Below are 25,478 nucleotides of genomic sequence, written 5' to 3' on the forward strand. Positions count from 1 at the left end.
ACTTAATATTTTCGATAGGATGTTAATTCTTCATGCAGACAATTCTCTCTAACAAAACGATGACACTGAAAAAATATAGACTCCATATCCTCTGTATTATGACTAAGTATGCGTATGACAAAGCCTTTACATGGCATAGAAGATATTCCAATCTTCATATTGTTAGTGTTAGAAAGCGAAGTTTTCAATGCTGCAATTAAATCATTTGTAATGTTCTCATTAATAACCATGAAAGTACCATAATGGGAATATTGATTTAATATTCCCATTTGATCTAGCGACTCTTTGAAAGGGTTTAACAATAGATGATCGTAAACTACAAGTTTGTTTTCCATATATATTTTTGTTAGCGAATCAAAATACTGGTATGTGAACTTCTCCATATTTGGAGACCAACCAGGCGTAACTGAATCGCATAAAATCAATGTAGAATTATTTTGCATATATATATTTGTTTTTTGCTTATATGCTGCATCCTTGTACATAATCAACGGATCTGGTAAATACTCCATAACAGCATTTTCACCAATATAAACATTCAATTCTTGCAAAGCATAACTATTTGGAGTCTTGTAAACTTTCGTTGCTGATTGGCTTGTTATATATGTTTTCGCATCTTCATGAACATTTATATTTATAGAATAGAAGTCTCCTTTTAAATAACCTCCACCAGAATTCATGATATAGTAATATGCTCTACCATAATCATCCAAATATATTGGCTGCGTTACTTTTAAGGCATCTTTATGATAAACTTTAATAGGTACCGTTTTATGTCTCTTTTCCATCACATCAATGTTTAAGACACCTGTAGGGGCTTTCATTTCTTCAATCCTTCTAACATGATGTTTTGTCGCATCCAATTCATTAATCCCTGTAAGCCTTCCTCATCCTTCAAATTTGTAAAAAAATATGGTTTATTATGTCGGTAATTTTTCGTATCCTGCTCCATAACTCCAAGATCAGCCCCTACATAAGGTGCCAAATCCGTTTTATTAATCACAAATACATCAGATTTGATCATTCCTTGTCCACCTTTACGAGGAATCTTTTCTCCTTGTGCTACATCAATAATATAAATTGAAAAATCCACTAGCTCTGGACTAAATGTGGCAGCTAAATTATCACCCCCACTTTCAATAAAAATAATATCTAAATTACTATGTCTAATCATGAGCTCTTCAATTGCTTCAAAATTCATAGAAGCATCCTCTCGAATTGCTGTATGTGGACACCCTCCTGTCTCTACACCAATAATTCTATCTTCTGGTAAAACACCCGTTTTCAATAAAATCTTTGCATCTTCTTTCGTATAAATATCGTTTGTAATTGCTGCAATTTCATAATCTGTATTTAAATATTTTGTTAACTTTTCAACTAACATTGTTTTCCCAGCACCTACGGGGCCACCAATACCAATTCTAATAGGTTTTATCATTTTATTTTTCCTCCCTATGACATGAAGACTCTTACATTTACATCTTCATGTTGCATTTGATTTATTTCGAATTCAGGATCATTCAATCCAAAATTATCTAATGAAAGTATTTGAATTCTATCAATAGATTCACAGATCAATTCATGGCATTCTTGTAATAGTTTTTGACCATCTGTTTGTCCAAGAGGAATGGCTCTCACACCATTTTGAATTATGCTTCCAACACTTGAATATAAGAAAACTAAGAGTGTTTCTTCTACTGTCATTTTCAATTCCGCCCCTAATATTCCGTATACGATACTCGGATGACCTTGTAATTTATTACCCATAACATCTTCTTTGTATATATTTAAATTTGCAAATGAGAACAGTTCACACAATAGTTTAGAAGTACTTTTACTAATCATTCTATTTGCTCTTCTACATTCAAAAGGCAATGTTTGTGCTGTTATTAAATCATCTAAAAATGTAATTTGTTTTCCATCATTATTCTTAGTGGCTTCGTAAGTATATTTGCAAATTAAGCCGTCCGTGTGTGTTAATTGCACTTTTACATATCGATTAATCCATTTGAAAAATTCTCCTTTATTTGTAACTTGTCCCTCTTGAATAAATGTTTCTAATCCAAAAGAGTGACTAAAACTTCCTGTTGGGAAGTTCGAATCACTAATTTGGAGTAGGTTAAGTAGGTTAAATATGTTTGTGTGAAGCATGCTTGAACGGTTTGGGTAATACTCTATTTTCTTTTTGATAAGGAACACCTTCCTTTTTGAGTAAATCTTCTACTAAGTAGTCGTTCGCCAAAATCATACACCCTTCATCGAATTGTGCTGGCAAATGTCTATTTCCTAAGTTATGCGCAATAATTCCCATTTCTTTTATTGACGTTGGAGTAATTACAATTACCTCTTCTGGTAACACTTCAATATATACAATACGATGTTCATCTTCATATAAAATATCACCGTTCTTTAATGTTTCTCCATTATCTAAAGACACCCCAATTTCAAAACCAGATTCTGAATATAATTTCTGAACCCTCTTTAGTAAAAGCTCACTAGAAATCAATATTCTATCAAGATGCTTTTTTGTATTTGCAAAATCATTCATATTGCATACGTTGTTATTAATTTTTTCAATAATCATTTTATCTCCTCCGTTATATCAAAATAAAAAATATCTTTGAGCCATAGGTAATACATCTACTGCTTCACACGTAATAACTTGTCCATCAACTTTAACTTCATATGTCTGCGGATCTACTTCAATTTCTGGTGTTGCATTATTCAGCTTCATATCTTGCTTAGAAATCTCTCTCGTATTTCTAACAGGTAATACAACTTTATTTAAACCTAATTTTTCTTTAATATTATTCTCATAAGCTACTTTAGATACAAATGTAATCGAACTTGACTGTACCGCTTTTCCATATGCACCAAACATCTTTTTTTCATAATATGGTTGTGGTGTGGGGATCGAAGCATTCTCGTCTCCCATTAATGCCATCACTACCATCCCGTTTTTCAAAACCATATCTGGCTTAACACCGAAAAATTGTGGATCCCATATTACAAGGTCTGCATATTTCCCAACTTCAATAGAGCCGACATATTCTGAAATCCCGTGTGTAATAGCTGGATTAATTGTATACTTAGCTATATAGCGTTGAATTCTATTATTATCGTTATACTCTTTATCTCCCTCTAAACTACCAATCTGCTTTTTCATTTTATCGGCGGTTTGCCAATTGCGAATAATAACCTCTCCAACCCTCCCCATCGCCTGCGAGTCAGAGCTAATCATGCTGAAAACCCCTAAATCTTGCAAAATATCCTCTGCCGCAATTGTTTCTTTTCGAATCCTTGAATCCGCAAACATTACATCTTCTGGAATATTTGCTTTTAAATGATGACATACCATGAGCATATCTAAATGTTCATCCAACGTATTCACTGTATATGGCAAGGTCGGGTTCGTTGAAGAAGGTAAAATATTATTCAGTGCAGCAATCTTTATAATATCTGGTGCATGCCCACCACCAGCCCCTTCAGTGTGGTACGTATGAATAACACGATTATCAATAGCCTTTATCGTTTCTTCCACAAAACCACATTCATTTAACGTATCAGTATGAATAGCAACTTGAATATCATATTTATCAGCAATCTGTAACGAGTGATTAATTGCTGAAGAAGTCGCTCCCCAATCTTCATGAATTTTTAATCCAATAGCTCCTGCAAATATTTGTTCTTCCAGGGCAGGTAAACTTGAACTATTTCCTTTCCCTAAAAACCCAAGATTTATAGGAAAAGCTTCTGCTGCCTCTAGCATTTTTCTTAAATTCCAAGATCCAGGCGTTATTGTAGTTGCCTTAGTACCCTCTGCCGGTCCTGTTCCTCCACCAATTAAAGTTGTTATACCTGAAGCTAATGCTGTATCAATTTGTTGTGGGGATATGAAATGCACGTGTGTATCAATACCTCCAGCTGTAACGATTTTTCGCTCGCCAGAAATTACTTCCGTTGATGTTCCAATGATGATATCAATATTATCCATAACTGAAGGATTACCACTCTTACCAATTGCTGAAATCTTTCCATCTTTTATACCAATATCCGCTTTATATACTCCTGTATAATCAATAATAATTGCATTCGTAATAACAACATCCACAACACCCTGTTCCCTTGTAAGTTGCGAATTTTGTCCCATACCATCCCTAATTGATTTTCCTCCACCAAAGACAGCTTCATCACCATATACAGTGTAATTTCGATCAATATGTGCGAATAATTGTGTATCCGCTAAACGAATAGAATCTCCTGTAGTTGGACCATATAAATCAGCATATTGTTTACGTGACATCTTAAAACTCATGCTATCTCCCTCTTTTTTTGTAAGATTGAATATCGCCATCCACTTTATTTTTAAATCCATATACTTCTTGCTTCCCTGAGTATGGAACTAATTCAATCGTTTTTTCATCCCCAGGCTCGAATCTTACCGCTGTACCCGCTGGAATATTTAAATGTTGTCCAATTGCTACACTACGATTGAACTTTAACGCCTCATTCACTTCATAAAAGTGGTAATGAGATCCAATTTGAATCGGTCTATCTCCCTGATTTAACACCTTAACTTTCGTTGCTTTTTTATTTCCATTACATACTATGTCTTCTTCCGCAAGGATATATTGCCCTGGGATCATAACATTCACTTCCTTTAATGAATTGGTTGATGAATAGTTACTAATTTTGTTCCATCAGGAAAAGTTGCCTCAACTTGAATATCTGATATCATGTCTGCAATACCATCCATAACATCTTCAGCACTTAAAATATTTTTTCCAAGCTCCATTAATTCCGCTACATTTTTACCATCTCTTGCTCCTTCCAAAATTTCATACGTAATAATAGCGATACTTTCTGGATAGTTTAACTTAAGCCCTCTCTCCTTTCGTCGATAAGCTAAATCAGCCGCAACAACTACCAGCAGTTTATCAATTTCTCTTGGAGTTAATCTCATTACAATCTTCCTTTCTAAAATATTTTAAAACTAAGAATATTCTAAAAATAAAAGATGTACTTCCAATGTCCTTTCCGTGTTTTCTCCATGTTTTTTTCTGCTAATCAAATAAAAAAAGACTAGAATTTCTAGTCTTTTTTTATTTCCCTTCATTCTTCTCTAACACATACAAATCTTCTTCAATATTTGTTAATTTCTCACTTACAAGTTTTCTTGCATCTCCAATTGCTTGATTGTATGCAAATGGTCCTACTAACTTTATCATTTCTTCTATTAAACGTTCTGCTTGGAAGCGTCCAATTTCATCTAAATCTTCTTCAACGAAAAATTGCTGAATTTGTGCTACAAGCTCTTCTTTTTTATCATTCGTTATTTTTATGTTCATCATCATTCGTTACTCCTCTATATTTAAGATAATACTTTTCTTAACTCTACCATAGAAAAGCGATTTCCTGGACAAGTTTTTGTAACCCCTTCTAACTCCCTATGGCCGAGTATATTTCCTTTCTCTATGGCAAACTGCTTCATAAACATTTTACATAAAGAATATAATGAATTCATTTGTGCAGTATTTGGATCATATTTATCAAAATTTCCCGTCATACATATTCCTATTGTATCACTATTATTATCTTTCGCATGTGCTCCAATATGTAACCCTCGCCCTTCGACTACAGTTCCATCTTCTTCAATAAAATAATTGTAACCAATCCCGCTCCATCCTCTTACCTTTTGATGAAATTCGTGGGTTTTATACACATCCCATCCATCTTCTGACGTATGGTGGACAATCAGTTTATTTACTTTCTCTAAAGGAACTAATTCATTTTGAAATGTTAAATTTACACATTTAATTTCCATTTGAACTTCCTCCCCTTAAAAATCAATTATAATAATTGTTTTATCATCTGGTCTTATTCTATTTTCTCCTTCTAGCCTTTCAATGATTGCTACATATTCTTTTATACTATTCTTTCTTATATATATCACAATTTGTTCTAACGACCACTCCGGATGGAACAATCCGTCCGAACAAATAAAGATCCCACTTACATCAGCTACATGTAATTCTCCATGTTGTAAATAAGTCATCGCTTCTTTCATCCCATTTGCAACTGCGTAACCGTGTGGCACATTCGCAAGATAGCGGTTGTATTTCAGCTGCTCCCGAACATCTTGAAAAACATGTTCTTCCGGGACTGGTAATCCTTTTTTACGATCCTCTTCTCTCTTCTTTTTTGCGCGTTTACTAATTCCCTTAACTGTATCTTTCGTTAATACTCTTATCGCTCCATCCTGAAGTATTGCAACGATCATACAATCACCTAATTGTGCATATTCAAGTTTATCGCCTTCTATTTGAACTGCTGCAATACATGTACACCACAGATGGTCTTTTTTTCTCGTATCAACCTTGTACTCTAGCATCTTGTTTTGCAATAATTCATTCGCCTTTGCAACTTCATCTTGTAAACTATTGATCTCTCGTAGCGAAGTAAAATGACTTGCAAATAAATGTGAAGCGATGTATGCTCCATTATGTCCTTCTTCATCACAAAATGGAACTAAGGGTGTTGCTCCATCGCATACACCGTAAATTATTTTATCTTCATTACAAAAAAATGAATCCTCACACTCTTGTTTTAAAAGACTCTTCTGTTGATACGTCGTTATCTTCATATCTGTATCCCCTCCCAATTTATCAAACACTCTAACTATTTAGATTAATCTAATTTTCCGAAATAAACTGTTTTTCCCGAAAACTTTCAATTTCATATATAATCTTGAAATAATATGATTATTTAGTGAAGGACGGGAAAGAGATGGTCAGATTTCTTGGTGTTATTTTTGGTTCTATTATTATCGCAATTGCCTTTAATCTTTTCCTTATCCCCCATAAAATTTTAAGTAGTGGAATTGGCGGAATTGCTATTATTTTAGGGATTGTAACCCCTGTAAACACAGGTATTATTAACTTTGTATTGAACTTACCTATCCTTATTTTAGGATACATAGGTCTTGGAAAAAAAGTAATTTTTAACACTGTTGTTTCTGTAATTGTATTATCTGTTGCATTATACTATGTTCCAATAAAAGTCGTAGCAACAGACCCACTTTTATCATCTGTATTTGGCGGTGTCATCGCCGGCGCTGGTATTGGTCTTGTCTTTAACTGCCATGGTTCAACTGGTGGCTTTGATATTATCGGTATGTTGTTATCTCGCAAGCGAGATATTAAACTTGGTGGATTCCTTATTGCATTAAATACAGTTGTTGTTGTCATTGCAGGATTTTTCTTCACTTGGGATGTTGCCCTTACAAGCTTACTTTCAATTTATGTAACTGGTAAAGTAATTGATGCCGTTCATACAAAACATCGTAAAGTTACACTTATGATTGTAACAAATCAAGCGGAAGAAATGAAAAAAAAGCTTCTTTCAACTGTAGTACGTGGCATTACGTTACTTGATGGTGAAGGTGCTTATTCAAACGAGAAAAAACGTGTACTTATGACAGTCGTTTCACGTGAAGAATTAGCAAGTATGAAACTAACGATTTCGGAAATTGATCCTCATGCATTCGTTAATATTACGGAGACCGTTGAAGTATTAGGATTGTTTAGAAAAGTGTAAAAAACTAGGTGGATCTCCACCTAGTTTTTATTTTCCATAAATTCAATTCGATTTCCAAACGGATCTGACACGTAAAATCTGATTACATCTGGTCGCGCATGATCATCTATTACTTCAATACCTCGCTTTATTAACCCTTGTTTAAATTCATTAATTTTCAAAACATAAAAAGCTGGATGCGCTTTTTTAGCTGGATTAAAATTTTGCTCAACTCCGATATGAATCTCTTGATTTCCACACTTAAACCAACACCCACCACGCTTCTTTAATTCCTCTGGCTTTGGGATTTCCTCCATACCAATTTTATTACCATAAAATTCTCGTGCTTCTTCTTCACATCCTACTGGCGCCGCTACTTGTACATGATCAATTCCTTGAATATAATTTTTCATATTCCTTCCCCCTCTTCTATTCTAATGTTATAACGAAAATACATTCATGTAACTTAGAAAATATTAATAAAGCAATATAAGATTCTCTTATTACTACCTTTTTTTACCTTCCACTAAAAATAAAAAAGAAAATTTATTATATAATTTCCATTTTTTATAGAAATACACATTGCACCTATATTATAGTTAGTACTAGATTCATCTTTTTTAGATGCTAGTTGTACGGAGGAAATATTATGAGTCGTAAAAAACATTCATCTACTCAAAAAAAGCGTCACCCAAACGTATCGGAGCGCTTGCGAAACCATATACAAAATCGTTCTTTAGCAGAAATGTATGCATCTCTTTTTGAACATAACCCTGATAGTATTATTTCATTGAATTTAGAAGGAGTTATTTTACATATTAACCCCTCTGCGGAAAGAATATTAGGTTATACTTCTAACGAATTAGAGCGGAAAACAATCACTTCTATTTTAGAAGCACATATTTCTGATCAAGTGCTACAATACATAAAAAATGCTGCAGCTGACAATCAAAAAGAGTATATCGTCTCTATTTATCATAAAGACGGATATTTACTAGATGTCGTAACAAAATTAGTTCCTATTTTTGTTAAAAACCGTTTAACAGGTGTATACGCCATTATGAAACCCCTTGAAAAATCAGAAAGAATTGAGAAAGTATTACAAGAGAGTGAGAAACGATTACGCACATTAATGAATTCAATGCCTGCATTTGTTATTTTTAAGGACCATGAAGGACGCTGGCTTGAAGCGAATGACTATGCGCTTTCTTGTTTCAATTTCCATAACGTTCCTTATCATGGAAAAAGAGATAATGAACTCATTCAATATAACGAAGCATACCGCGAATCTTTTTTGCATTGTGAAGAAGTCGATGAACTAACATGGCAAAAAGGACAAATTCTTCACGGAGAGGAATTTATTATACATAGAAATGATTTCGACCTAGTTTTAAGCATTTCAAAAGTCCCACTCTTCCATCCTGATGGCTCACGCAAAGGTCTTATAGTGATGGGAAGAGACGTTACCGAACTAAAAGAAACTGAAAAGTTATTACGGAAATCCGAAAAACTTGCAGTAGTAGGACAACTGACAGCTGGAATTGCCCATGAAATTAGAAACCCGCTCACTTCATTAAAAGGATTTTTAACGTTATTACATCCAGAAATAAATGAGGAAAATAAATGGTATGTGGACGTTATGTTGAGTGAAATTTCACAAATGGAATCTATAACAAGCCAATTTATGGCGATGTCTAAACCACAAGTGTTATTTATTCATACATGCAACGTACAAACATTAATTGAAGAAGTTGTAACTTTTATTTTACCAACAGCAATTATGCATAGCGTTCATATCATCATGGATCATTTCGATTATATTTCTGACATTCAATGTGACAGTAATCAATTAAAACAAGTTTTGATTAACATATTAAAAAATGCAATCGAGGCGATGCCTGATGGTGGTAACATTTTCATTCAAACAACTTCGTTAGAAAATGATTTTGTTTCAATACGCATTATGGATGAAGGTTGTGGGATTCCTGAAGAGCGCATGGCTCGTCTTGGCGAACCTTTTTATAGCTTGAAAGAAAAAGGAACTGGCCTTGGCTTAATGATGTGCTATAAAATCATTCAAGAGCATCACGGGAAATTATTCATTTCCAGTGAATTAAACATAGGAACAACTGTCGATATCCAATTACCGATTGCTACAGCTCATCCTGTACCAAACTCTTAACTATACATCTACAAGATATTATAAGTAGTTCAGTTATTGTGGAAAACATCTACACTAAAAAGCTCAAAGTCCCTATATGACTCTGAGCTTTATTTTTGTATACGATTTATTTTATTAAATCCACTCTTTTCCATGTTTACGAATAAACTGAATATCATTTTCATAATGTTCAAGATGCCCTTCATCTATCATCTTTTGGAAGTTCATATCGCCTTCTAGTGCTTTTCTTTTCATGTATTTACATAATCCTTCTAATCGTAGAAGTACCACCTCCAAATAATCCTCGGCGATGCCATCACTTTTATAGGACTCAAAAAACAATTTAACTCTTTGCTTTATGCGGTCTGCATGCTGTAATGAATTATAATAAACCGCCTCATCTGTTTCCATATAATAAACTCTACTTAATGGGACACAAGTGTAAAGAGTATAGGCTATGTCCCAAAGTCTTGGTCCAGGACCAGCAACATCAAAATCAATAATACCTACTGGTTTTTCGTTATTAAAAATAATGTTGTATATTGCAAAATCATTGTGGCATACAACCTCTATTTTATTTGGAGTATTATCCATCGGTTTCCAATCATCTGATAACGGGAAATCACTCACAGCATCATGATAAAGACGGAGCATCTTCGCTATTTCTTTTAAAACATCATTAGACCACATGTACTCTTTTAAAGGGTAATTACCAGCTTCTCCTTCAATAAATGATAATATTTCTCTATCTTTATCATCAATACCTAAAAACTTTGGTGCATAACTAAAACCTTTGTTTTCCAAATGATTTAATAGCTTATGAATTTTGGTACTGCCTTGCTTTAATTCTCGTCGAACAGTATCTTCCGAACGATATACGTTTGAGACATTCCCTCCCGTTAGCATTTCTTCATTTTCGTAGTTTGACATCTAATAGTTCCCCTCCATTATTCTACATTTTCTTTATATTTTAACATAACTTTCCTATTCTCTTTTAACCCCTTAAATTGCAACAAAAAAATCGAGTATAAAATCTTTATGATTTTACACTCGATTTAGTCTACTATTTATGCATGTGAAAATATTTTTTCATACCATTCTGTTGCCTTCTCTACTTCATTCATCGTTAATTGATGTCCTCTATTCTCCCAATGCATTGTTACATTAGCATCTACATTTTCTAATAGCATCTTCAATTCCTCTGACTCAGAAGGTGAACAAATTGGATCATTTGTTCCAGCAGCGATAAATACGAATTTCTCTGCTAAATTAGGTAATTCTATTCCTCTTCTAGGCACCATTGGGTGATGAAGGACTGCACCTTTTAATGCATTTTCGTAATGGAATAATAAGCTCGCCGCAATATTTGCTCCATTTGAATACCCAACAGCTACGATATTATCTCTATCAAATTCATATGTTTTTGCTGCTTCATTTAAAAATTCATTTAATTCCTTCGTACGGAAAACAAGATCCTCTTCATCAAAAATACCTTCTGCTAATCGGCGGAAGAAACGAGGCATCCCATTTTCTAATACATTTCCACGAACACTTAATACAGAAGCTTCCCGATCAATTCTTTCTGCAAGCGGTAATAAATCTAATTCATTTCCTCCTGTACCATGAAGCAATAACAACACTGGTTTTGACGTATCTTTTCCTTTTTGAAAAACATGTTTCATCATATTCCTTTTCCCCTTTCAATCACTTTAATCTAGATTTCTCACTTCAAATGGTAAGAGTGTCTGTTCAATTTGTTTTCTATGTTGTTCATATCGATCCGGTAATTTTAACTCCTCACCCATCGTCTCTAAAGATTCGTCATGGGCAAAACCAGGAGGGTCTGTTGCAATTTCAAATAAGATTTCGCCGTGTTCTCTAAAATAAATTGCGTTAAAATAGTTTCGGTCTTGTACAGGGGTTACACCATATCCAAAGCGAGACACATGCTCTTTCCAGTCTAATTGATCAGTATCATCACTCGCTCTCCAAGCAATATGATGAACTGTACCAACACCCATTTGCCCACGTCCAATTGTTGATAATCTCAAATCGATAATATTTCCAATATCAGCAGAAGAACGGAACCGCATAAAATCTCCCTCTTCTCCTACTTTCTCAAGACCCATAACATGCTCTAACAATTCAGCAGTTTTTTGAGGTTGTGCAGATAAAAGAACAGCACCGCCAAATCCTTTAATTGCTACTTCTGGCGTAACTTCCCCAAAAGTCCAATTATTTAATTCGCCCTCTTCTCTTTCAACTAATTCTATATGCAAACCATGTGGATCATCAAATTCTATATACTGTTCTCCAAACCGAGTCATTTTTGTATACGGTACGTCGAATTTTTCTAATCTATTTTCCCAAAACTCCATTGTACCTTTTGGTACGACATAAGACGTAATGCCTACTTGACCGTCCCCAATAATACCTTGACGAGCACCTGCCCATGGAAAAAACGTAATAATTGTTCCAGGCTTTCCTCCTGTATTACCAAAATAAAGATGATACGTACCTGGATCATCAAAATTCACTGTTTGTTTTACTAAACGCAATCCTAATACACCTGCATAAAAATCTACATTTTCTTGTGGGTGTCCTACGATTGCTGTAATGTGATGAATTCCCATCGTTTTCTTTTCCACTTTCTCCACCCCTTTTTTTATTTCATTACAAAAAACGTTTATTCGCTAAAATTCATTATTCATTTTGTCCATATGATAAAGTTCAATCCGCAATACTATCTTTTTCAAAATTGAGGTATTTCTCTAAAAAACTAACACATTTCATTTAGTTCAAAAAATATCTCGAATTCGAGATATTTCACAAAAAAACTACAGTTCTTATGATTATATTTTAAATATTGATTTTATGATTTTGACTATCCTTCAAAAAATATCTTGAATTCGAGATTTATTATAGTCTAATTAGTTTTTATTGTCAATGCGGATATCATTTCATTTTTTTATCAAAAACAATATTCTGATAACCCATCTCCATCAAACAATTTGTTTGAAAAAGAGCAACCGAAAAGCGGGAACATTCATGTAATAAATTTCTACTTTTCCCATAACCAAAAAAGCCATACAAATGTATGACTTTTTTGATTTTTTTTGTTCAGCTACATATTTACTTCCCAATTACGGAAGGAAACAATTCCGAAAGTGGAACTACTTTCCCCATCTCATCTTTAAACACAATATGCTCTCTCGTTAAGTGGCGCGGGCTCTTTACCCCTGCTGCTGCCGCTAATGAAAACAAACTATATCTCATACTAATAACATAGTTCATTACTCGCCATTTTTTCTCATACGGATCTAATGCTTTTTGGTAGTGTGGATTCGTAGTTGCAACCCCAGATGGGCATTGCCCTGAATTACATTGAAGTGCCATAATACAACCACTTGCCATCATGAATCCACGTGCTGAATTTACGGCATCTGCACCGATAGCTAAAGCAATCGCTACTTTATCTGGCGTGATTAATTTCCCGGAGGCAAACACCTTTAATTTATCCCTGACACCGTAATGATTTGCTGTATCAATAAATGTAAGTAATGCCGGTATAAGCGGAAGCCCCATACTATCTGCCATCGATTTATATGTTGCCCCTGATCCACCTTCTGAACCGTCGATTGTAATAAAATCTGGATAGATGTTTAATTCTTTCATTGCTTTTAATAAATCTTCCAAAGGCTTCTGTTGACCAATTACAATTTTCATGCCCACTGGTTTACCACCGTTTTCTTGTAAATCTTGAATAAAATATAAAGCCTCTGCGGCACTACTAATAAATGAAAAACGATTTGGCGAATTAATCGTTTCTCCTTCTCGTACTTTCCGAACGGAAGCGATTTTCTCATTTACCTTCTGTCCTTCTAAATGACCACCACGTATTTTTGCTCCTTGCCCAAATTTCAATTCAAACGCTTTAATATTACTTTCTTTCGCCTTCTCCATAAATTCCTTCATCGAAAAATCCCCGTCCTCGTCACGGTATCCAAATAATCCCGGACCAATTTGGGCAACGATATTTGCACCCGTATGTAAATGTTCTGGAATGACGCCCCCTTCCCCAGTATTAATCCACGAACCACCTGCCATTTTTGCACCAAACCCAGCTGATAAAATATAATTTTCTCCAATCGCACCGTAAGATGTCGCTGACGCTCCAAACATCCCATACAGTTTCCATGGATATTTACGATTTTCGCCGACTATAATTGCATCTTCTTCTTCATACAACCAAAGGTTTGTTGTATCCGCTGTCAATTTTTCTCTTCTTGAAAATAACCCTTCTTTATGAATCATATATTTTTTCCCCTCACGTTCTTGCGTGAGATTCACACTTAATTCATCTGTTAATGTGGGGAATAATGTATTAGCAATATAATAGCCAGATTCCTCAAAATCTCGTTTTGATCCAAAACCAAGTATTTCAGAACGGTATTTTGCTAGAAACATAACACTTTGAAAATCGTAGCGCGAAAAGGGCTTTCCGTCAGTATCATGATCAAACCAATATTGCCGAAATTCCGGGCCTATTTTTTCGAGCAAATAGCGCATTCTACCTAAGTATGGATGTAGTTTTAATATAGAATGATGCGTCCGTTTTTTAATAAAAAATGTAATGATAAAAAAGACAATTAAAAGTAGCATCAAAAAGAGCAATATACTAATAATAATGAGTAGCGCTTCACTCATTCCGCTTCCCCCTATATATGAAATTCCATAATAAAAAGAGAACACTCCATGTGTTCTCTTTTTATCCTTATTCACACTAACGTAGCAAGATGCTCTTTCGCGTCATATTCAACCAAACTTTCAGCATTTTTAATTCGCTGAACAAAATCTGGATTAGCGATTAATGGTCTTCCGAACGCCGCTACATCAATTGTTCCTTCTTGCAGTGCTTCTTCTGCCTCTTTCGGATTCAAATTACCTACTCCTACGATAGTACTATCCCAATACTTTCTTACTAATTGATGAAAATTCTTGCCGTCAGCAATAACTTGCGTATAATTCATCGTTGAAGGGTGAATCATCGTTAATCCAACTTCTTTAAACATATTTACAAACGTTTCAATTGCAAGTTCAGGATGTTCCCACATATAAGTAGGATTATCACCTTTAAAGGCAGAGAAGCGAAGAAGCGTTTTATCAGCTCCAACTGCTTCAATTACAGCCTGAACAACTTCTTTCATAAACGTTAACCTTTGTTTTAAATCACCGCCGTATTTATCAGTACGCTTATTCGCAAATTCATAAGTAAATTGGTCAATTAAATATCCGTGTGCACCGTGAATTTCTACACCATCAAATCCAGCTTCTATCGCATTCTTTGCGGCTTGTGCATATTGACCGATAACTTCTTTTATTTCTTCTATTGTCATTGCTTCTGGTGTATCAAATGGTTTACGAAAACGCGGAACATTCCCCTCCGCAGCAATAGCAGAAGGTGCTTGCGGCATTTGATCACCAATTATTTCGTGATGACTCATACGTCCAACATGCCATATTTGAGCAATAATCGTTCCGCCTTCTTTATGTACTGCCTCTGTAACAGGTTTCCAAGAATCGACTTGCGCTTGTGTATAAATACCTGGTACTCCTGGATTCCCTTTTGCTCTCGGGCTAATGACAATTCCTTCTGTAATAATTAATCCAATCCCATCAGCAGCACGTTTTCGGTAATATTCGACTACGTCAGCACCAACGACTCCAGTCTCATTATTTGCAAAACATCTCGTCATCGGTGCCATCGCTATGCGATTACGAAGAGACCAAGATCCAATTTGAATCGGATGAAATAACTTCGTTTCTTCAATATTTTCAAAAGACCCCCAAGCGTTTATATTTGTTCCTTCATAAATACTTGCCGCTTTATTATTTGAACTTGTCATTTTTCTTCCCCCTAAAAAAATCTAACTATAATCGCATCATACTTACTTTTAGATAGTAACGTCAATTTATACGTCTTTACCATTAAAGATTCGAATATTAAACAAATAGAATGATAAAAACAAAAATTAAAAAGGTTTCCTAAGTAGGAAACCTTTTTTAGTTGACCATATAAGGCTAACAATTCGTTTATCTCTTTTAAATAAAGAAAATAAACAATTATTATCTCCTCACATATGGAAAATCTCTTAACAATAGAAGTGGGAGTGGTTCAGTATTCTTCTAAAAATAATAACTTATATACCTAAAACAATGAAAGCCCTACCTCTCTTTCATCCTTACGGCTCCTCGTCCGTGCCAGTGTGAATCAGGATTGCAAAAATCAAGTAACTATTTTATCGAGTTATTTAATTAAACTTCGAACATTCGTAAAAGAAATTAAAAAATAAAAATGGATTAAATTGTAGTAATAACAAAAGAGGTTAATGCTCTAAAAGTGGTTTGAAAGAGTTGAATGTCTTTGAAATGATTGATTTTCTATAATTATATTCCCAAAAAATTCAAGATCTTTTTTGGGATGTAATACATTATCTACAATGAATCTTAACAAAAGCTTTTTATTTGATTTTCTGTGATACCTTCAATTAATCCCAGCTCACTAATCAAAAATTCATGTGCGTTATCTAACATTTTCTTTTCGCTTGCATTAAGTGCTTTTTCTTTCTGCATACGTAATAAATCACGTACAACTTCAGCACCTTCTTGTATTTTACCCGTTTTTATTTTATCAGTGTTCAATTTATACCTTTGTTTCCACGTAAGTAATCTATCTGATTCCCCATGCTGAAAAATATCTATTATGTTTGTTAATGCCTTTATATCTGTAACTGGTCGTATATTTGAACTCAATATTTTCCCCATAGGAATCATTACTTCCATATTACTAGCCGACATTTTTATAACATAATACTGTCTTTTTTCTCCTGAGATTTCCTTTTCTTCTATGGCTTTAATTATACCTGCTCCGTGCATTGGATAAACGATGTTATCGCCAATTTGAAACAAATAATCCACCTCCATATATGGTAACCTTCTCAATCTTAACACACATTTATTTTTTTAGCAAAATTTTTATAATATCACAAAATTATTTTCTATGTCAATTTATTTACACATAAAAATTCAATCTGTACAGAAACACTAAAAAACCCGCGATTTTGTTACATTTCCACACCCATTTTCTCCAATTTTATATACCTTGTAAAACAAAAAAAACACATCACTACATATAAGTAGCGATGTATTTTTATATAATGACAAAAACGGTTGCTTCAAAACTTCACACACGATCCTTCGCTTATATACTAACCTGTTTACAAATCGTTTCTCGCGCTAAAAGAAAACTCATAATCACTTGCGCAGCTACTCTACTCGTCATATCCCTAAAATCAAGAGTTGGATCAATTTCTACTATATCCATCCCTTGAACGAGTGGCTCTTTACCAAGGAATTCAATTGCATCAAGTAAAGTTGTACTATCCATCCCACCAGGGCCAATTGCTGGACAGCCTGGCGCAAACGCTTGGTCTAGTACGTCCATATCAAGAGAAATATAAATAGAAGTCACATCTTGTTTTCTTAATACTTCAATACTTTCTGAAATAAGATCTTTTATTTTTCGCTCTCTTACATCTTTCATTGTATACACTGTCACGCCATGCTCTTTTGCATATTCATGGTACGCTTGTGCATTTGAAAAATTACGAATCCCAATTTGAACGAGTTGTTTTCCTGTAATCACATCATTTTCTAGCAAACTACGGAACGGTGTACCATTTGATGGACCACCATCATCTAAATTACGTAAATCATGATGGGCATCAAATTGAATAATACCGACCTTCCCTTTACTATTTGCAAAACCAGTTATACTCGGAAAACTAATCGAGTGGTCACCACCAAGAACGATTGGTATCATTTTCGGATTTACTTTCGTCAAGTGACCAACTGTTTTCGCAATTCGGTTATGACTCTCTTTTATATCTGTCACATGCATCGTAATATCACCACAATCATGAAGAACACTTTCTTTCATATCGTGTTCTTCTGTAATTGCGTACGTGCTATATGCATCCAACATTGAACGAATTGTTTTTGGTGCAAAACATGCTCCTGAATGACTAATAGATGGTTTAGAAAGGGGTGCTCCAATTAAGGCAGCACCGAATATTTCTACGCCTTCCTCCCAATCTTTAATCATTTCGCTCCATTTCGTCACTTCCCGATCGATAAACTTTGCATTTTTCTTTAAATAGTGGCCGTGCTCCACGATTGTTCACCTCTTGTATATGCGATATTCCCATTCTTCCATACTGTATTTACATGACTTACGCCGTAATGGTACGGTACGTAAGCGTAATTATAAGCATCCCATAAAACTAAATCCGCCTTACGACCAACTCTAATTTTCCCAGCTACATCGCCTCGATTAATGGCATAAGATGAGTTCACTGTTACCGCATTCCAAACTTCTTCTGGTGTCATTTTCAGTTTCAGCATCGCAATGCTCATAATAAGCTGAATGTTTTCAGTTGGACAGCTACCTGGGTTAAAATCTGTAGCTAAAGCAACTGCAACACCTTCATCAATCATTTTGCGGCCGCGTGCGAAGCTTTCTTTATTTAAATAGAAAGTTGTTCCTGGTAATAAAGTTGCTACTGTATTAGAATTCGCAAGCATTTCAATTCCTTTATCAGAAGCGCCAACTAAATGGTCCGCTGATGCTGCACCAATTTCAGCCGCTGCTTCCGCACCACCAAGAGGGTCGATTTCATCTGCATGAATTTTCACATCAAAGCCAAGCTCTTTCGCTTTTAATAAAAATTCTTTTGATTCTTCTACAGAGAACACACCTGTTTCACAGAAAATATCAACGAACTCAGCTAATTGCTTCTCTTTCATTTCTGGTAATAGATCTAGCATCCATTGTAAAAATTCTTTCGATCTTCCTTTATACTCTTTCGGAACTGCATGAGCACCTAAAAATGTTGAAACTAAATCAATTGGATGCTCTTTTTGTAATTGTGCAGTTGCCTCTAATTGTTTCCATTCTGTCTCATCATCCAATCCGTAACCACTCTTCGCTTCTACAGTTGTAACTCCGAAAGATAGCATACGGTCTAAATGGAATTTAGCTTTTTGAACAAGTTCTTCTTTCGACGCTTGTTTCGTTGCATTTACAGTTGAAAGAATACCTCCACCTTGTTCTAAAATTTCCAAGTACGGAACTCCTTGTAGTTTTAGCGCGATTTCATTTTCACGAGATCCACCAAATACAAGATGAGTATGCGGATCAACAAGACCAGGAGACACCATTTTCCCGCCGCAATCAATAACCTCTTTCGCTTGTAATCCTTTAGCTTCTTCCGCTGTTCCAACAAAAGTAATTACACCATTTTCAATTCCAACCGCACCATTTTCAATAACAGGAAGCGTATTCATCGCTTCCCGTCTTAACAAGCCATCTTCTTGATCCATTGTTAGTAATTGACCGATATTTATTAGTAAAGTATCCAGCATGTTTCTGCCTCCTTATTTCATCATTGGGATGTTAACGCCTTTTTCTTTCGCAGTTTGAACCGCTAAGTCATAGCCAGCATCAACGTGACGAACAACACCCATACCAGGGTCAGAAGTTAATACGCGTTCAATACGTTTTGCCGCTGCTTCTGTTCCATCTGCAACGATAACCATTCCAGCGTGAAGTGAATAACCCATACCAACGCCACCACCGTGATGAACAGACACCCAGCTTGCACCGTTTACACTGTTAATTAATGCATTTAAAATTGGCCAGTCTGCTACTGCATCACTACCGTCTTTCATAGATTCTGTTTCACGGTTTGGAGATGCTACTGATCCACAATCTAAATGGTCACGGCCGATAACGATCGGTGCTGATAATTCACCATTAGCCACCATTTCATTAATAATGCGGCCAAATTTCGCACGCTCGCCATAACCAAGCCAACAAATACGTGATGGAAGACCTTGGAACTCAACTTGCTGACGTGCCATACGAATCCAATTACATAAATGCTCATTATCCGCGAACTCGCGTAAAATAACTTCGTCTGTTTTATAAATATCTTCTGGATCACCAGAAAGTGCTACCCAGCGGAATGGTCCTTTTCCTTCACAGAATAATGGACGGATAAATGCTGGAACGAATCCCGGGAAATCGAAAGCATTTTTTAATCCTTCATCGAAAGCAACTTGGCGAATGTTATTTCCGTAATCAAATGTAATCGCGCCTTTTTCTTGCATTGCAAGCATTGCTTCTACATGTTTTTTCATACTTTCTTTTGATAATTGTACGTAACGTTCTGGATCTTCTTCACGAAGCTTCGCTGCTTCTTCTACTGTGTAACCTACTGGAATATAACCGTTTAATGGATCATGGGCAGAAGTTTGATCCGTAACTAAGTCAGGGATAATATTACGGTTTACTAACTCAGGTAAAATTTCTGCTGCATTACCTAATAATCCAATTGAAATAGGCTCTTTCTTCTCTTTATATTCGTTTGCAATAGCCAATGCTTCTTCTAATGATTCTGTATACTTATCACAATATCTCTTTTCAATACGACGATCGATACTACGCTTATCTACATCAATAGCAATTACAACACCGCCGTTCATCGTTACAGCAAGCGGTTGTGCGCCACCCATGCCACCTAAACCAGCAGTAATCGTTACAGTACCTTTTAATGAACCATCGAAATGTTGACGTGCCGCTTCACCAAATGTTTCATATGTTCCTTGTAAAATCCCTTGTGTCCCAATGTAAATCCAGCTACCCGCTGTCATTTGTCCGTACATCATAAGACCTTTTTTCTCTAATTCACGGAAGTGATCCCAGTTCGCCCACTTCGGTACTAAGTTTGAGTTCGCTAAAAGAACGCGAGGCGCATCTTCATGTGATTTAAAAATTGCAACTGGTTTTCCTGATTGAACAAGTAACGTTTCATCGTTTTCTAACGTTTTTAATGAATCAACAATTGCATGGTAGCTTTCCCAGTTACGAGCTGCACGGCCAATTCCGCCGTATACAACTAATTCTTCTGGTTTTTCAGCTACTTCAGGGTCTAAATTGTTCATTAACATTCGAAGTGCAGCTTCTTGAACCCATCCTTTCGTTTGTAACTCAGTACCTCTTGCCGCACGAATTGTTTGTTGTACTTTTTCCATTTCAATCTCTCCCTTTTCTCGTTTTATAGTGCTGCATTTACATCCAATCTTTCCTTTATTGAATAATTCGTTTTTAACCAATGCGCGATATTTTCAATATCCGTTGAGAATATACGGTCATTTGTAATAGATGGCACTTGCTGACGACCTTGATGATAGAACGTTTTTGTAACTGTACTCATGTTTTCAATTCCGCGATATTCTGCTGCTTGCATCGCACAGATCATCTCAATTGCAAGAACGCGTCTTGCATTTTGAATAATTTGATGCGCATGACGTGAAGCGATTGTTCCCATACTTACGTGATCTTCTTGGTTAGCTGAAGACGGAATTGAATCTACACTCGCTGGATGAGCTAACGTTTTATTTTCTGAAACGAGTGAAGCCGCTGCATATTGCATAATCATGGCACCTGATTGAAGTCCTGGTTCTGGACTTAAAAATGGTGGTAAGTCATTTAATTGCGGATTTACTAGGCGTTCAATACGGCGCTCTGAAATATTTGCAAGCTCCGCCATCCCTACTTTTAAGAAGTCCATTGCAAATGCAATTGGTTGTCCGTGGAAATTACCACCAGAGATTACTTTTTCACCGCCATCAAAAATAAGTGGATTATCTGTTGCTGCATTCATTTCAATTTCTAATTTTTCTTTCACATAATTTAAAACTTGCCAAGAAGCACCGTGAACTTGCGGGATACAACGAAGTGAATATGCATCTTGTACACGAAGTTCTCCTTGTTTTGTCACAAGTTTACTATCATGAAGAATATCACGAATTCTGCTTGCCACTTCGACTTGCTCTTTATAACCACGCGCTTTATGAACATTTTCATCGAATGCATCAATAATGCCGCGTAATCCTTCCATTGTCATCGATGCAATTAATTCTGATTGATAAGCACTTGCTTCAGCTTCTATATAAGAAAGAACCCCTTGCGCTGTCATTGCCTGCGTACCATTGATTAACGCAAGACCTTCTTTTGCTTCAAGTTCAATAGGTTCAAGTCCTTCTTCTGTAAGAGCAACCATCGCATGAACTCGTTTTCCTTTGTAGAACACTTCACCTTCACCTAATAAAACGAGAGCAAGGTGAGATAAAGGTGCTAAATCGCCACTCGCACCAAGTGATCCTTGTTGCGGAACGACTGGATGAATTTTACGATTTACAAACTCAAGAAGCATGTTTACAACAAGTGGTCTAACACCCGATACTCCTTTTAACATCGTATTAGCTCGTAAAATCAACATACCGCGTGATACTTCTTCAGGGAATGGATCGCCTATTCCGCACGCATGTGACTGAATTAAGTTGTGCTGAAGTGCTTTTACATCATCTTTTTGAATAAGCACATCACTAAACTTTCCAAATCCAGTTGTAATACCGTAAACGACTTTTCCGTCCTCTACGATTTTCTCAACTACTTCGCGGCACTCTGCTACCTGTTGCATACTATTTGGACAAGCTGTTACACCTTCACCTTCAAGTAACAACCTCTTCATTTCTTCAACTGTCAATGTGTGTCCTGTTAACGTAATCATTCTTTTTCCTCCTTATAAAGGCAAAAGGGGACCTTATCTTTTTAAGACAGACTCCTGTCCTAAAAAATAAGGCCCCCTTCTAACTAATAGACTATGGGCAAATCATATGTGATTAATTCCTAAACCAATCGCCTCATGCTCAGATCCTTTTACAGGTGCACCAATTGTTCCATAAAGCGCAACAGCAACCCATTCGCCTTCTTTTTTTCCGTCGTATGGTGTACCGCGCACAATCGCAAAGCGAAGTCCTACTGTACGAAGAACGTCTGCTAACTGAATTTGACCTCTCGTCACTCCGTACAAAGCTTCCATAATTGCATGATAAAGTGCATGTGTTTCTCTGTAAACATCTGTTTCAATAACTCGGTTGCTCTTAGCCGCTGTTTCCATTGCTGCTACTACTTTTTGCGAATTCATAGAACCAACTTTCCCAGTACAATATTTCCAACCTTTCGGAATAGATAATACGGGACTTTCATTCTCATCCGCAAGTGCCAACAGCATGGCCATACGACCAATTCGATGTGTTCCTTGAAGAAGCATGTGACTCTCTCATTTCTTTTGAATTATTTGAATATTACTTAATTTAAGAATATATGAAAACGGTTAAATCGTCAATAGTTTAAAATATTATTCAAGCAATTTTTTATCCCTCTCATACTTGTACTTGTGTACACAATTTATTTACAGATTTTTTTCAGGCGTGCTATAGTCTCACTAACAGATACAAAGGGGCGAAATTTCAGTGGCGAAGCGAAAAGATATTCATTTTCGGATTGAAGAAAAATTACTTACAAGGTTTGAAGACGTACTCCATTACGAAGGTTTAAATAAAACAGACGTATTAACACATGCGATTCAGCAATTTTGCATAAAGGTGGAATGTGAAAAAATGAATGATGTAAAACGTCAATACAACGTTAGTGACCATTTACAAACACGTATCGATACGCATAAACATTACGAAGAAAAACAAGTGAATGTAGATGAAGTCGTCATTGAACATTTACAACTCCAAGGGGAAGAAAAAATATTAGAGGTCGGGTGTGCTAACGGAAAATTTCTTTCCCTTTTGCAAACTAATGGTCATAAAGGCCAGTTAACCGGCTTTGATCAATCGAAAACCATGATTTCTGAAGCCGCTATAACGAATAATACGATTGAATGGAAACTCGGTGATGCTAGTAAACTTCCTTTCGAAGCTAATTGTTATGACCTGATAATCGCAAGGCATATGTTATACCACATGAAAGATGTCGAAAAAACAATTCAAGGATTCCATAAAGTAATTCGTCCCGGTGGCTCACTTTTAGCTACAACAAATTCTAAAGTTTCAATGCCTCGTATAGTTGAAATGTGTAACAGTATGCTAGACGCATTTGACTTACCGAAAACATCACCAGCTGTAGCTCCATTTTGTTTAGAAAATGGTAAAGAGATACTACAATCTATTTTTTCAACTGTTGAAGAAACAATTATTCATAATGCACTCGTTTTTCATCATGCCACTCCAATCGTTAACTATATTTCTAGCATGTTCCCGTCGCTGAATATACCTGATAATATGTCCCTTCACACCGAAATGAAGGAATGGCTAAAAGAAGAAATAGAAAATGATTTATCACTTCACAACGGTGTATGGCGCGATCCGAAAACGTTAGTGATTTATCGATGTAAAAAAGAAAAGAGCTAGCATTCGCTAGCTTTTACACGTTTTCCGGTAAAAGATTCTCCATCATTATATTGCCCTTTCCACTATAAAAATTTGTATTATGTTCATTCACTACTCCAAAATAGGAGGCAATCGCTAGTCCAAATGGCACAAATGCATGTCCTTGTGCTGTAATAATATTTGCGTGCTGTACAACTTCTGTATACACAAAATTTTCTACTGGAAAACAATCTAATTTTTGATAATCTATAGTCACTGTATAAGAGATTTCTTTAAATAAACCTGCTCTTGCTAACGCATACGGTCCAGCACAAATCGCTGCCACTAATTTTCCTTGCTCAGAAAATTGACGAATAACTGAAAAAAGCGGTTTCGCCTCTTTCATATGTATTTCATCTCCGCCCGGAATGATAATCCCCTCATATTCTTCTACACGCACTTCACTTAATTCTATATGCGGCTGTACTTGTAAGCCTGTTTCACTTATAATCATTTCTTTTGTTAAACCCGCTGTAATGATTTCATATTTCTTTTTCAGCAATGCTGTTGCTACCGTTATTTCAAACTCTGCAAATGTCGGGTATACGAATAATAATATTTTTTTCATAGCCTTTTCTCCCTTAGCCACCCTATAAAATATGCCTCTAATTCGTCCACTGATAATATATTAGTGTCCACATAAGTTACGGGAAATTGTTTATACCATTCTTTTTCAACTTCTACTAATTTAAATTGTTCCTCAAATGTACTTCGATTTCTTGTCCTATCATTATTTCTCCTATCATACAAACTCTCTTTCGAAACATCTAAATAAAAAATTGCATCCGAACGGCATTCTCTTAATTTATACAATTCATCTTTTAATTCTGTTTCTATATCCCACTCTTTCCCTATCATCTTCGGATAAAAGAGTGTATAAAATTCAATATCTTCTGGTCCGCGGTCAAAAATCATGACTGATTTCACATTTTGAAACTCTTTTATTTTTGCTTCAATAAACATTTTTTGATTTGTAATAAACCCCTCTTTTGTGTAAATATCCAAATTTAATTCTTTCCGCTTTTCTACAATTGGATAAGGGTTTTCATATATAACTGAAAGCCCACATCGCTCTAAGCTTTTGGCCAATGTTGTTTTTCCACTTGCCATCGGTCCTTGGAGTGAAATTACGTATGTCATCTCTCTCATTCCCTTGTACTGTAATACATAAATAATAAACAGAATTTTGAAAACTATCAACAAGATATATATCATCTTGTTTCTTATTCTTATGTAACTTATAATAAAAAATAGAGATTATGACGGACGCATCAATAATGTAAGCTTGGAAATCCAAGCTTACATTATTTTTTGCTTTCCCTTTTCTTATAAAAAG

Annotated in this window: 27 protein-coding genes; 3 read left to right on the forward strand and 24 right to left on the reverse strand. The window is 35.5% G+C overall.

The window, feature by feature from the left end; genetic code table 11:
- Positions 1–2: 2 nt before the first annotated feature.
- The 10 genes from AC1DKZ_RS14605 to AC1DKZ_RS14650 all read right to left on the reverse strand — a co-directional run bounded on the left by AC1DKZ_RS14605 (position 3) and on the right by AC1DKZ_RS14650 (position 6,643).
- Entirely contained in the window at positions 3–824 is an 822-nt protein-coding gene (locus AC1DKZ_RS14605) for an urease accessory protein UreD (protein WP_002087810.1), read from the reverse strand.
- Positions 821–1,438: an urease accessory protein UreG gene (ureG, locus tag AC1DKZ_RS14610; RefSeq protein WP_476996516.1), complete on the reverse strand. Its 618-nt coding sequence runs from the start codon at positions 1,436–1,438 to the stop codon at positions 821–823. Before ureG ends, AC1DKZ_RS14605 begins: the two co-directional genes overlap by 4 nt.
- 14 nt (positions 1,439–1,452) lie before the next feature.
- Positions 1,453–2,151, reverse strand: a complete 699-nt coding sequence (locus AC1DKZ_RS14615) for an urease accessory protein UreF (protein ID WP_427327477.1) — start codon at positions 2,149–2,151, stop codon at positions 1,453–1,455.
- Positions 2,129–2,584: an urease accessory protein UreE gene (locus AC1DKZ_RS14620; RefSeq protein ID WP_000582803.1), complete on the reverse strand. Its 456-nt coding sequence runs from the start codon at positions 2,582–2,584 to the stop codon at positions 2,129–2,131. The genes AC1DKZ_RS14615 and AC1DKZ_RS14620 overlap by 23 nt, the downstream gene beginning before the upstream one ends.
- An 18-nt stretch (positions 2,585–2,602) precedes the next feature.
- Positions 2,603–4,315, reverse strand: coding sequence for an urease subunit alpha (gene ureC / locus AC1DKZ_RS14625; RefSeq protein WP_476996517.1), 1,713 nt, complete (start codon positions 4,313–4,315; stop codon positions 2,603–2,605).
- A gap of 1 nt (position 4,316) precedes the next feature.
- Positions 4,317–4,646, reverse strand: a complete 330-nt coding sequence (locus tag AC1DKZ_RS14630) for an urease subunit beta (protein WP_427327465.1) — start codon at positions 4,644–4,646, stop codon at positions 4,317–4,319.
- Positions 4,647–4,660: 14 nt separating this feature from the next.
- Positions 4,661–4,963: an urease subunit gamma gene (locus AC1DKZ_RS14635; protein ID WP_001241327.1), complete on the reverse strand. Its 303-nt coding sequence runs from the start codon at positions 4,961–4,963 to the stop codon at positions 4,661–4,663.
- Between the two features lie 139 nt (positions 4,964–5,102).
- Complete coding sequence (locus tag AC1DKZ_RS14640; RefSeq protein ID WP_002033529.1) at positions 5,103–5,354, reverse strand: DUF2164 domain-containing protein; 252 nt, start codon at positions 5,352–5,354, stop codon at positions 5,103–5,105.
- A 17-nt stretch (positions 5,355–5,371) separates the two neighbouring features.
- Positions 5,372–5,824 carry a peptidoglycan recognition protein family protein gene (locus AC1DKZ_RS14645; protein WP_404443967.1) on the reverse strand — a complete coding sequence of 151 codons (453 nt, stop codon included), beginning with the start codon at positions 5,822–5,824 and terminating at the stop codon, positions 5,372–5,374.
- Between the two features lie 15 nt (positions 5,825–5,839).
- On the reverse strand, positions 5,840–6,643 hold the full coding sequence (locus AC1DKZ_RS14650; protein WP_427327467.1) for a protein phosphatase 2C domain-containing protein: 804 nt from the start codon (positions 6,641–6,643) through the stop codon (positions 5,840–5,842).
- 143 nt (positions 6,644–6,786) lie between these two features.
- On the opposite strand from AC1DKZ_RS14650, the gene AC1DKZ_RS14655 reads away from it, so the two are divergent.
- Positions 6,787–7,596, forward strand: a complete 810-nt coding sequence (locus AC1DKZ_RS14655; RefSeq protein ID WP_219303314.1) for a YitT family protein — start codon at positions 6,787–6,789, stop codon at positions 7,594–7,596.
- A 20-nt stretch (positions 7,597–7,616) separates the two neighbouring features.
- On the opposite strand, the gene AC1DKZ_RS14660 is transcribed toward AC1DKZ_RS14655, so the two are convergent.
- Entirely contained in the window at positions 7,617–7,988 is a 372-nt protein-coding gene (locus tag AC1DKZ_RS14660) for a VOC family protein (protein WP_242310463.1), read from the reverse strand.
- 236 nt (positions 7,989–8,224) lie between these two features.
- Here AC1DKZ_RS14660 and AC1DKZ_RS14665 point away from each other — a divergent pair, with 236 nt between their 5' ends.
- Positions 8,225–9,757, forward strand: coding sequence for a BA3702 family sensor histidine kinase (locus AC1DKZ_RS14665; RefSeq protein WP_476996518.1), 1,533 nt, complete (start codon positions 8,225–8,227; stop codon positions 9,755–9,757).
- Between the two features lie 114 nt (positions 9,758–9,871).
- Here AC1DKZ_RS14665 and AC1DKZ_RS14670 read toward each other — a convergent pair whose 3' ends face one another.
- The 11 genes from AC1DKZ_RS14670 to hutP form a co-directional block, all read right to left on the reverse strand.
- The gene (locus AC1DKZ_RS14670) at positions 9,872–10,666 is read right to left on the reverse strand and encodes a phosphotransferase (protein ID WP_476996519.1); all 795 of its coding nucleotides are present in this window, start codon (positions 10,664–10,666) and stop codon (positions 9,872–9,874) included.
- A gap of 137 nt (positions 10,667–10,803) precedes the next feature.
- Positions 10,804–11,418 (reverse strand): alpha/beta hydrolase, encoded by a 615-nt coding sequence (locus tag AC1DKZ_RS14675; protein WP_002087830.1) that lies wholly within the window; start codon positions 11,416–11,418, stop codon positions 10,804–10,806.
- A gap of 27 nt (positions 11,419–11,445) precedes the next feature.
- A complete protein-coding gene (locus tag AC1DKZ_RS14680; protein ID WP_476996520.1) occupies positions 11,446–12,384 on the reverse strand; it encodes a ring-cleaving dioxygenase in 939 nt (312 codons plus the stop codon).
- Positions 12,385–12,868: 484 nt separating this feature from the next.
- Complete coding sequence (locus tag AC1DKZ_RS14685) at positions 12,869–14,443, reverse strand: glutamate synthase-related protein (protein WP_476996521.1); 1,575 nt, start codon at positions 14,441–14,443, stop codon at positions 12,869–12,871.
- Positions 14,444–14,514: 71 nt separating this feature from the next.
- Positions 14,515–15,642 (reverse strand): alkene reductase, encoded by a 1,128-nt coding sequence (locus AC1DKZ_RS14690; RefSeq protein WP_404443956.1) that lies wholly within the window; start codon positions 15,640–15,642, stop codon positions 14,515–14,517.
- Between the two features lie 601 nt (positions 15,643–16,243).
- Complete coding sequence (locus tag AC1DKZ_RS14695) at positions 16,244–16,705, reverse strand: CarD family transcriptional regulator (RefSeq protein WP_170935206.1); 462 nt, start codon at positions 16,703–16,705, stop codon at positions 16,244–16,246.
- 292 nt (positions 16,706–16,997) lie between these two features.
- Positions 16,998–17,969, reverse strand: a complete 972-nt coding sequence (gene hutG / locus AC1DKZ_RS14700; RefSeq protein WP_476996522.1) for a formimidoylglutamase — start codon at positions 17,967–17,969, stop codon at positions 16,998–17,000.
- Positions 17,948–19,219, reverse strand: a complete 1,272-nt coding sequence (hutI, locus tag AC1DKZ_RS14705) for an imidazolonepropionase (RefSeq protein WP_000887529.1) — start codon at positions 19,217–19,219, stop codon at positions 17,948–17,950. The genes hutG and hutI overlap by 22 nt, the downstream gene beginning before the upstream one ends.
- A gap of 12 nt (positions 19,220–19,231) precedes the next feature.
- Positions 19,232–20,890, reverse strand: coding sequence for a urocanate hydratase (hutU, locus tag AC1DKZ_RS14710; RefSeq protein ID WP_002033512.1), 1,659 nt, complete (start codon positions 20,888–20,890; stop codon positions 19,232–19,234).
- A 23-nt stretch (positions 20,891–20,913) separates the two neighbouring features.
- Complete coding sequence (gene hutH, locus AC1DKZ_RS14715) at positions 20,914–22,431, reverse strand: histidine ammonia-lyase (protein WP_063219752.1); 1,518 nt, start codon at positions 22,429–22,431, stop codon at positions 20,914–20,916.
- Between the two features lie 102 nt (positions 22,432–22,533).
- Complete coding sequence (gene hutP / locus AC1DKZ_RS14720) at positions 22,534–22,974, reverse strand: hut operon transcriptional regulator HutP (protein WP_000926519.1); 441 nt, start codon at positions 22,972–22,974, stop codon at positions 22,534–22,536.
- A 202-nt stretch (positions 22,975–23,176) separates the two neighbouring features.
- On the opposite strand from hutP, the gene AC1DKZ_RS14725 reads away from it, so the two are divergent.
- On the forward strand, positions 23,177–24,124 hold the full coding sequence (locus AC1DKZ_RS14725; RefSeq protein ID WP_476996523.1) for a class I SAM-dependent methyltransferase: 948 nt from the start codon (positions 23,177–23,179) through the stop codon (positions 24,122–24,124).
- Between the two features lie 13 nt (positions 24,125–24,137).
- On the opposite strand, the gene AC1DKZ_RS14730 is transcribed toward AC1DKZ_RS14725, so the two are convergent.
- On the reverse strand, positions 24,138–24,710 hold the full coding sequence (locus AC1DKZ_RS14730; protein WP_002137752.1) for a DJ-1/PfpI family protein: 573 nt from the start codon (positions 24,708–24,710) through the stop codon (positions 24,138–24,140).
- Positions 24,707–25,282: an AAA family ATPase gene (locus tag AC1DKZ_RS14735; protein ID WP_002137753.1), complete on the reverse strand. Its 576-nt coding sequence runs from the start codon at positions 25,280–25,282 to the stop codon at positions 24,707–24,709. Before AC1DKZ_RS14735 ends, AC1DKZ_RS14730 begins: the two co-directional genes overlap by 4 nt.
- Positions 25,283–25,478 lie beyond the last annotated feature (196 nt).

It is taken from the genome of Bacillus sp. 05T21, from assembly GCF_056396785.1.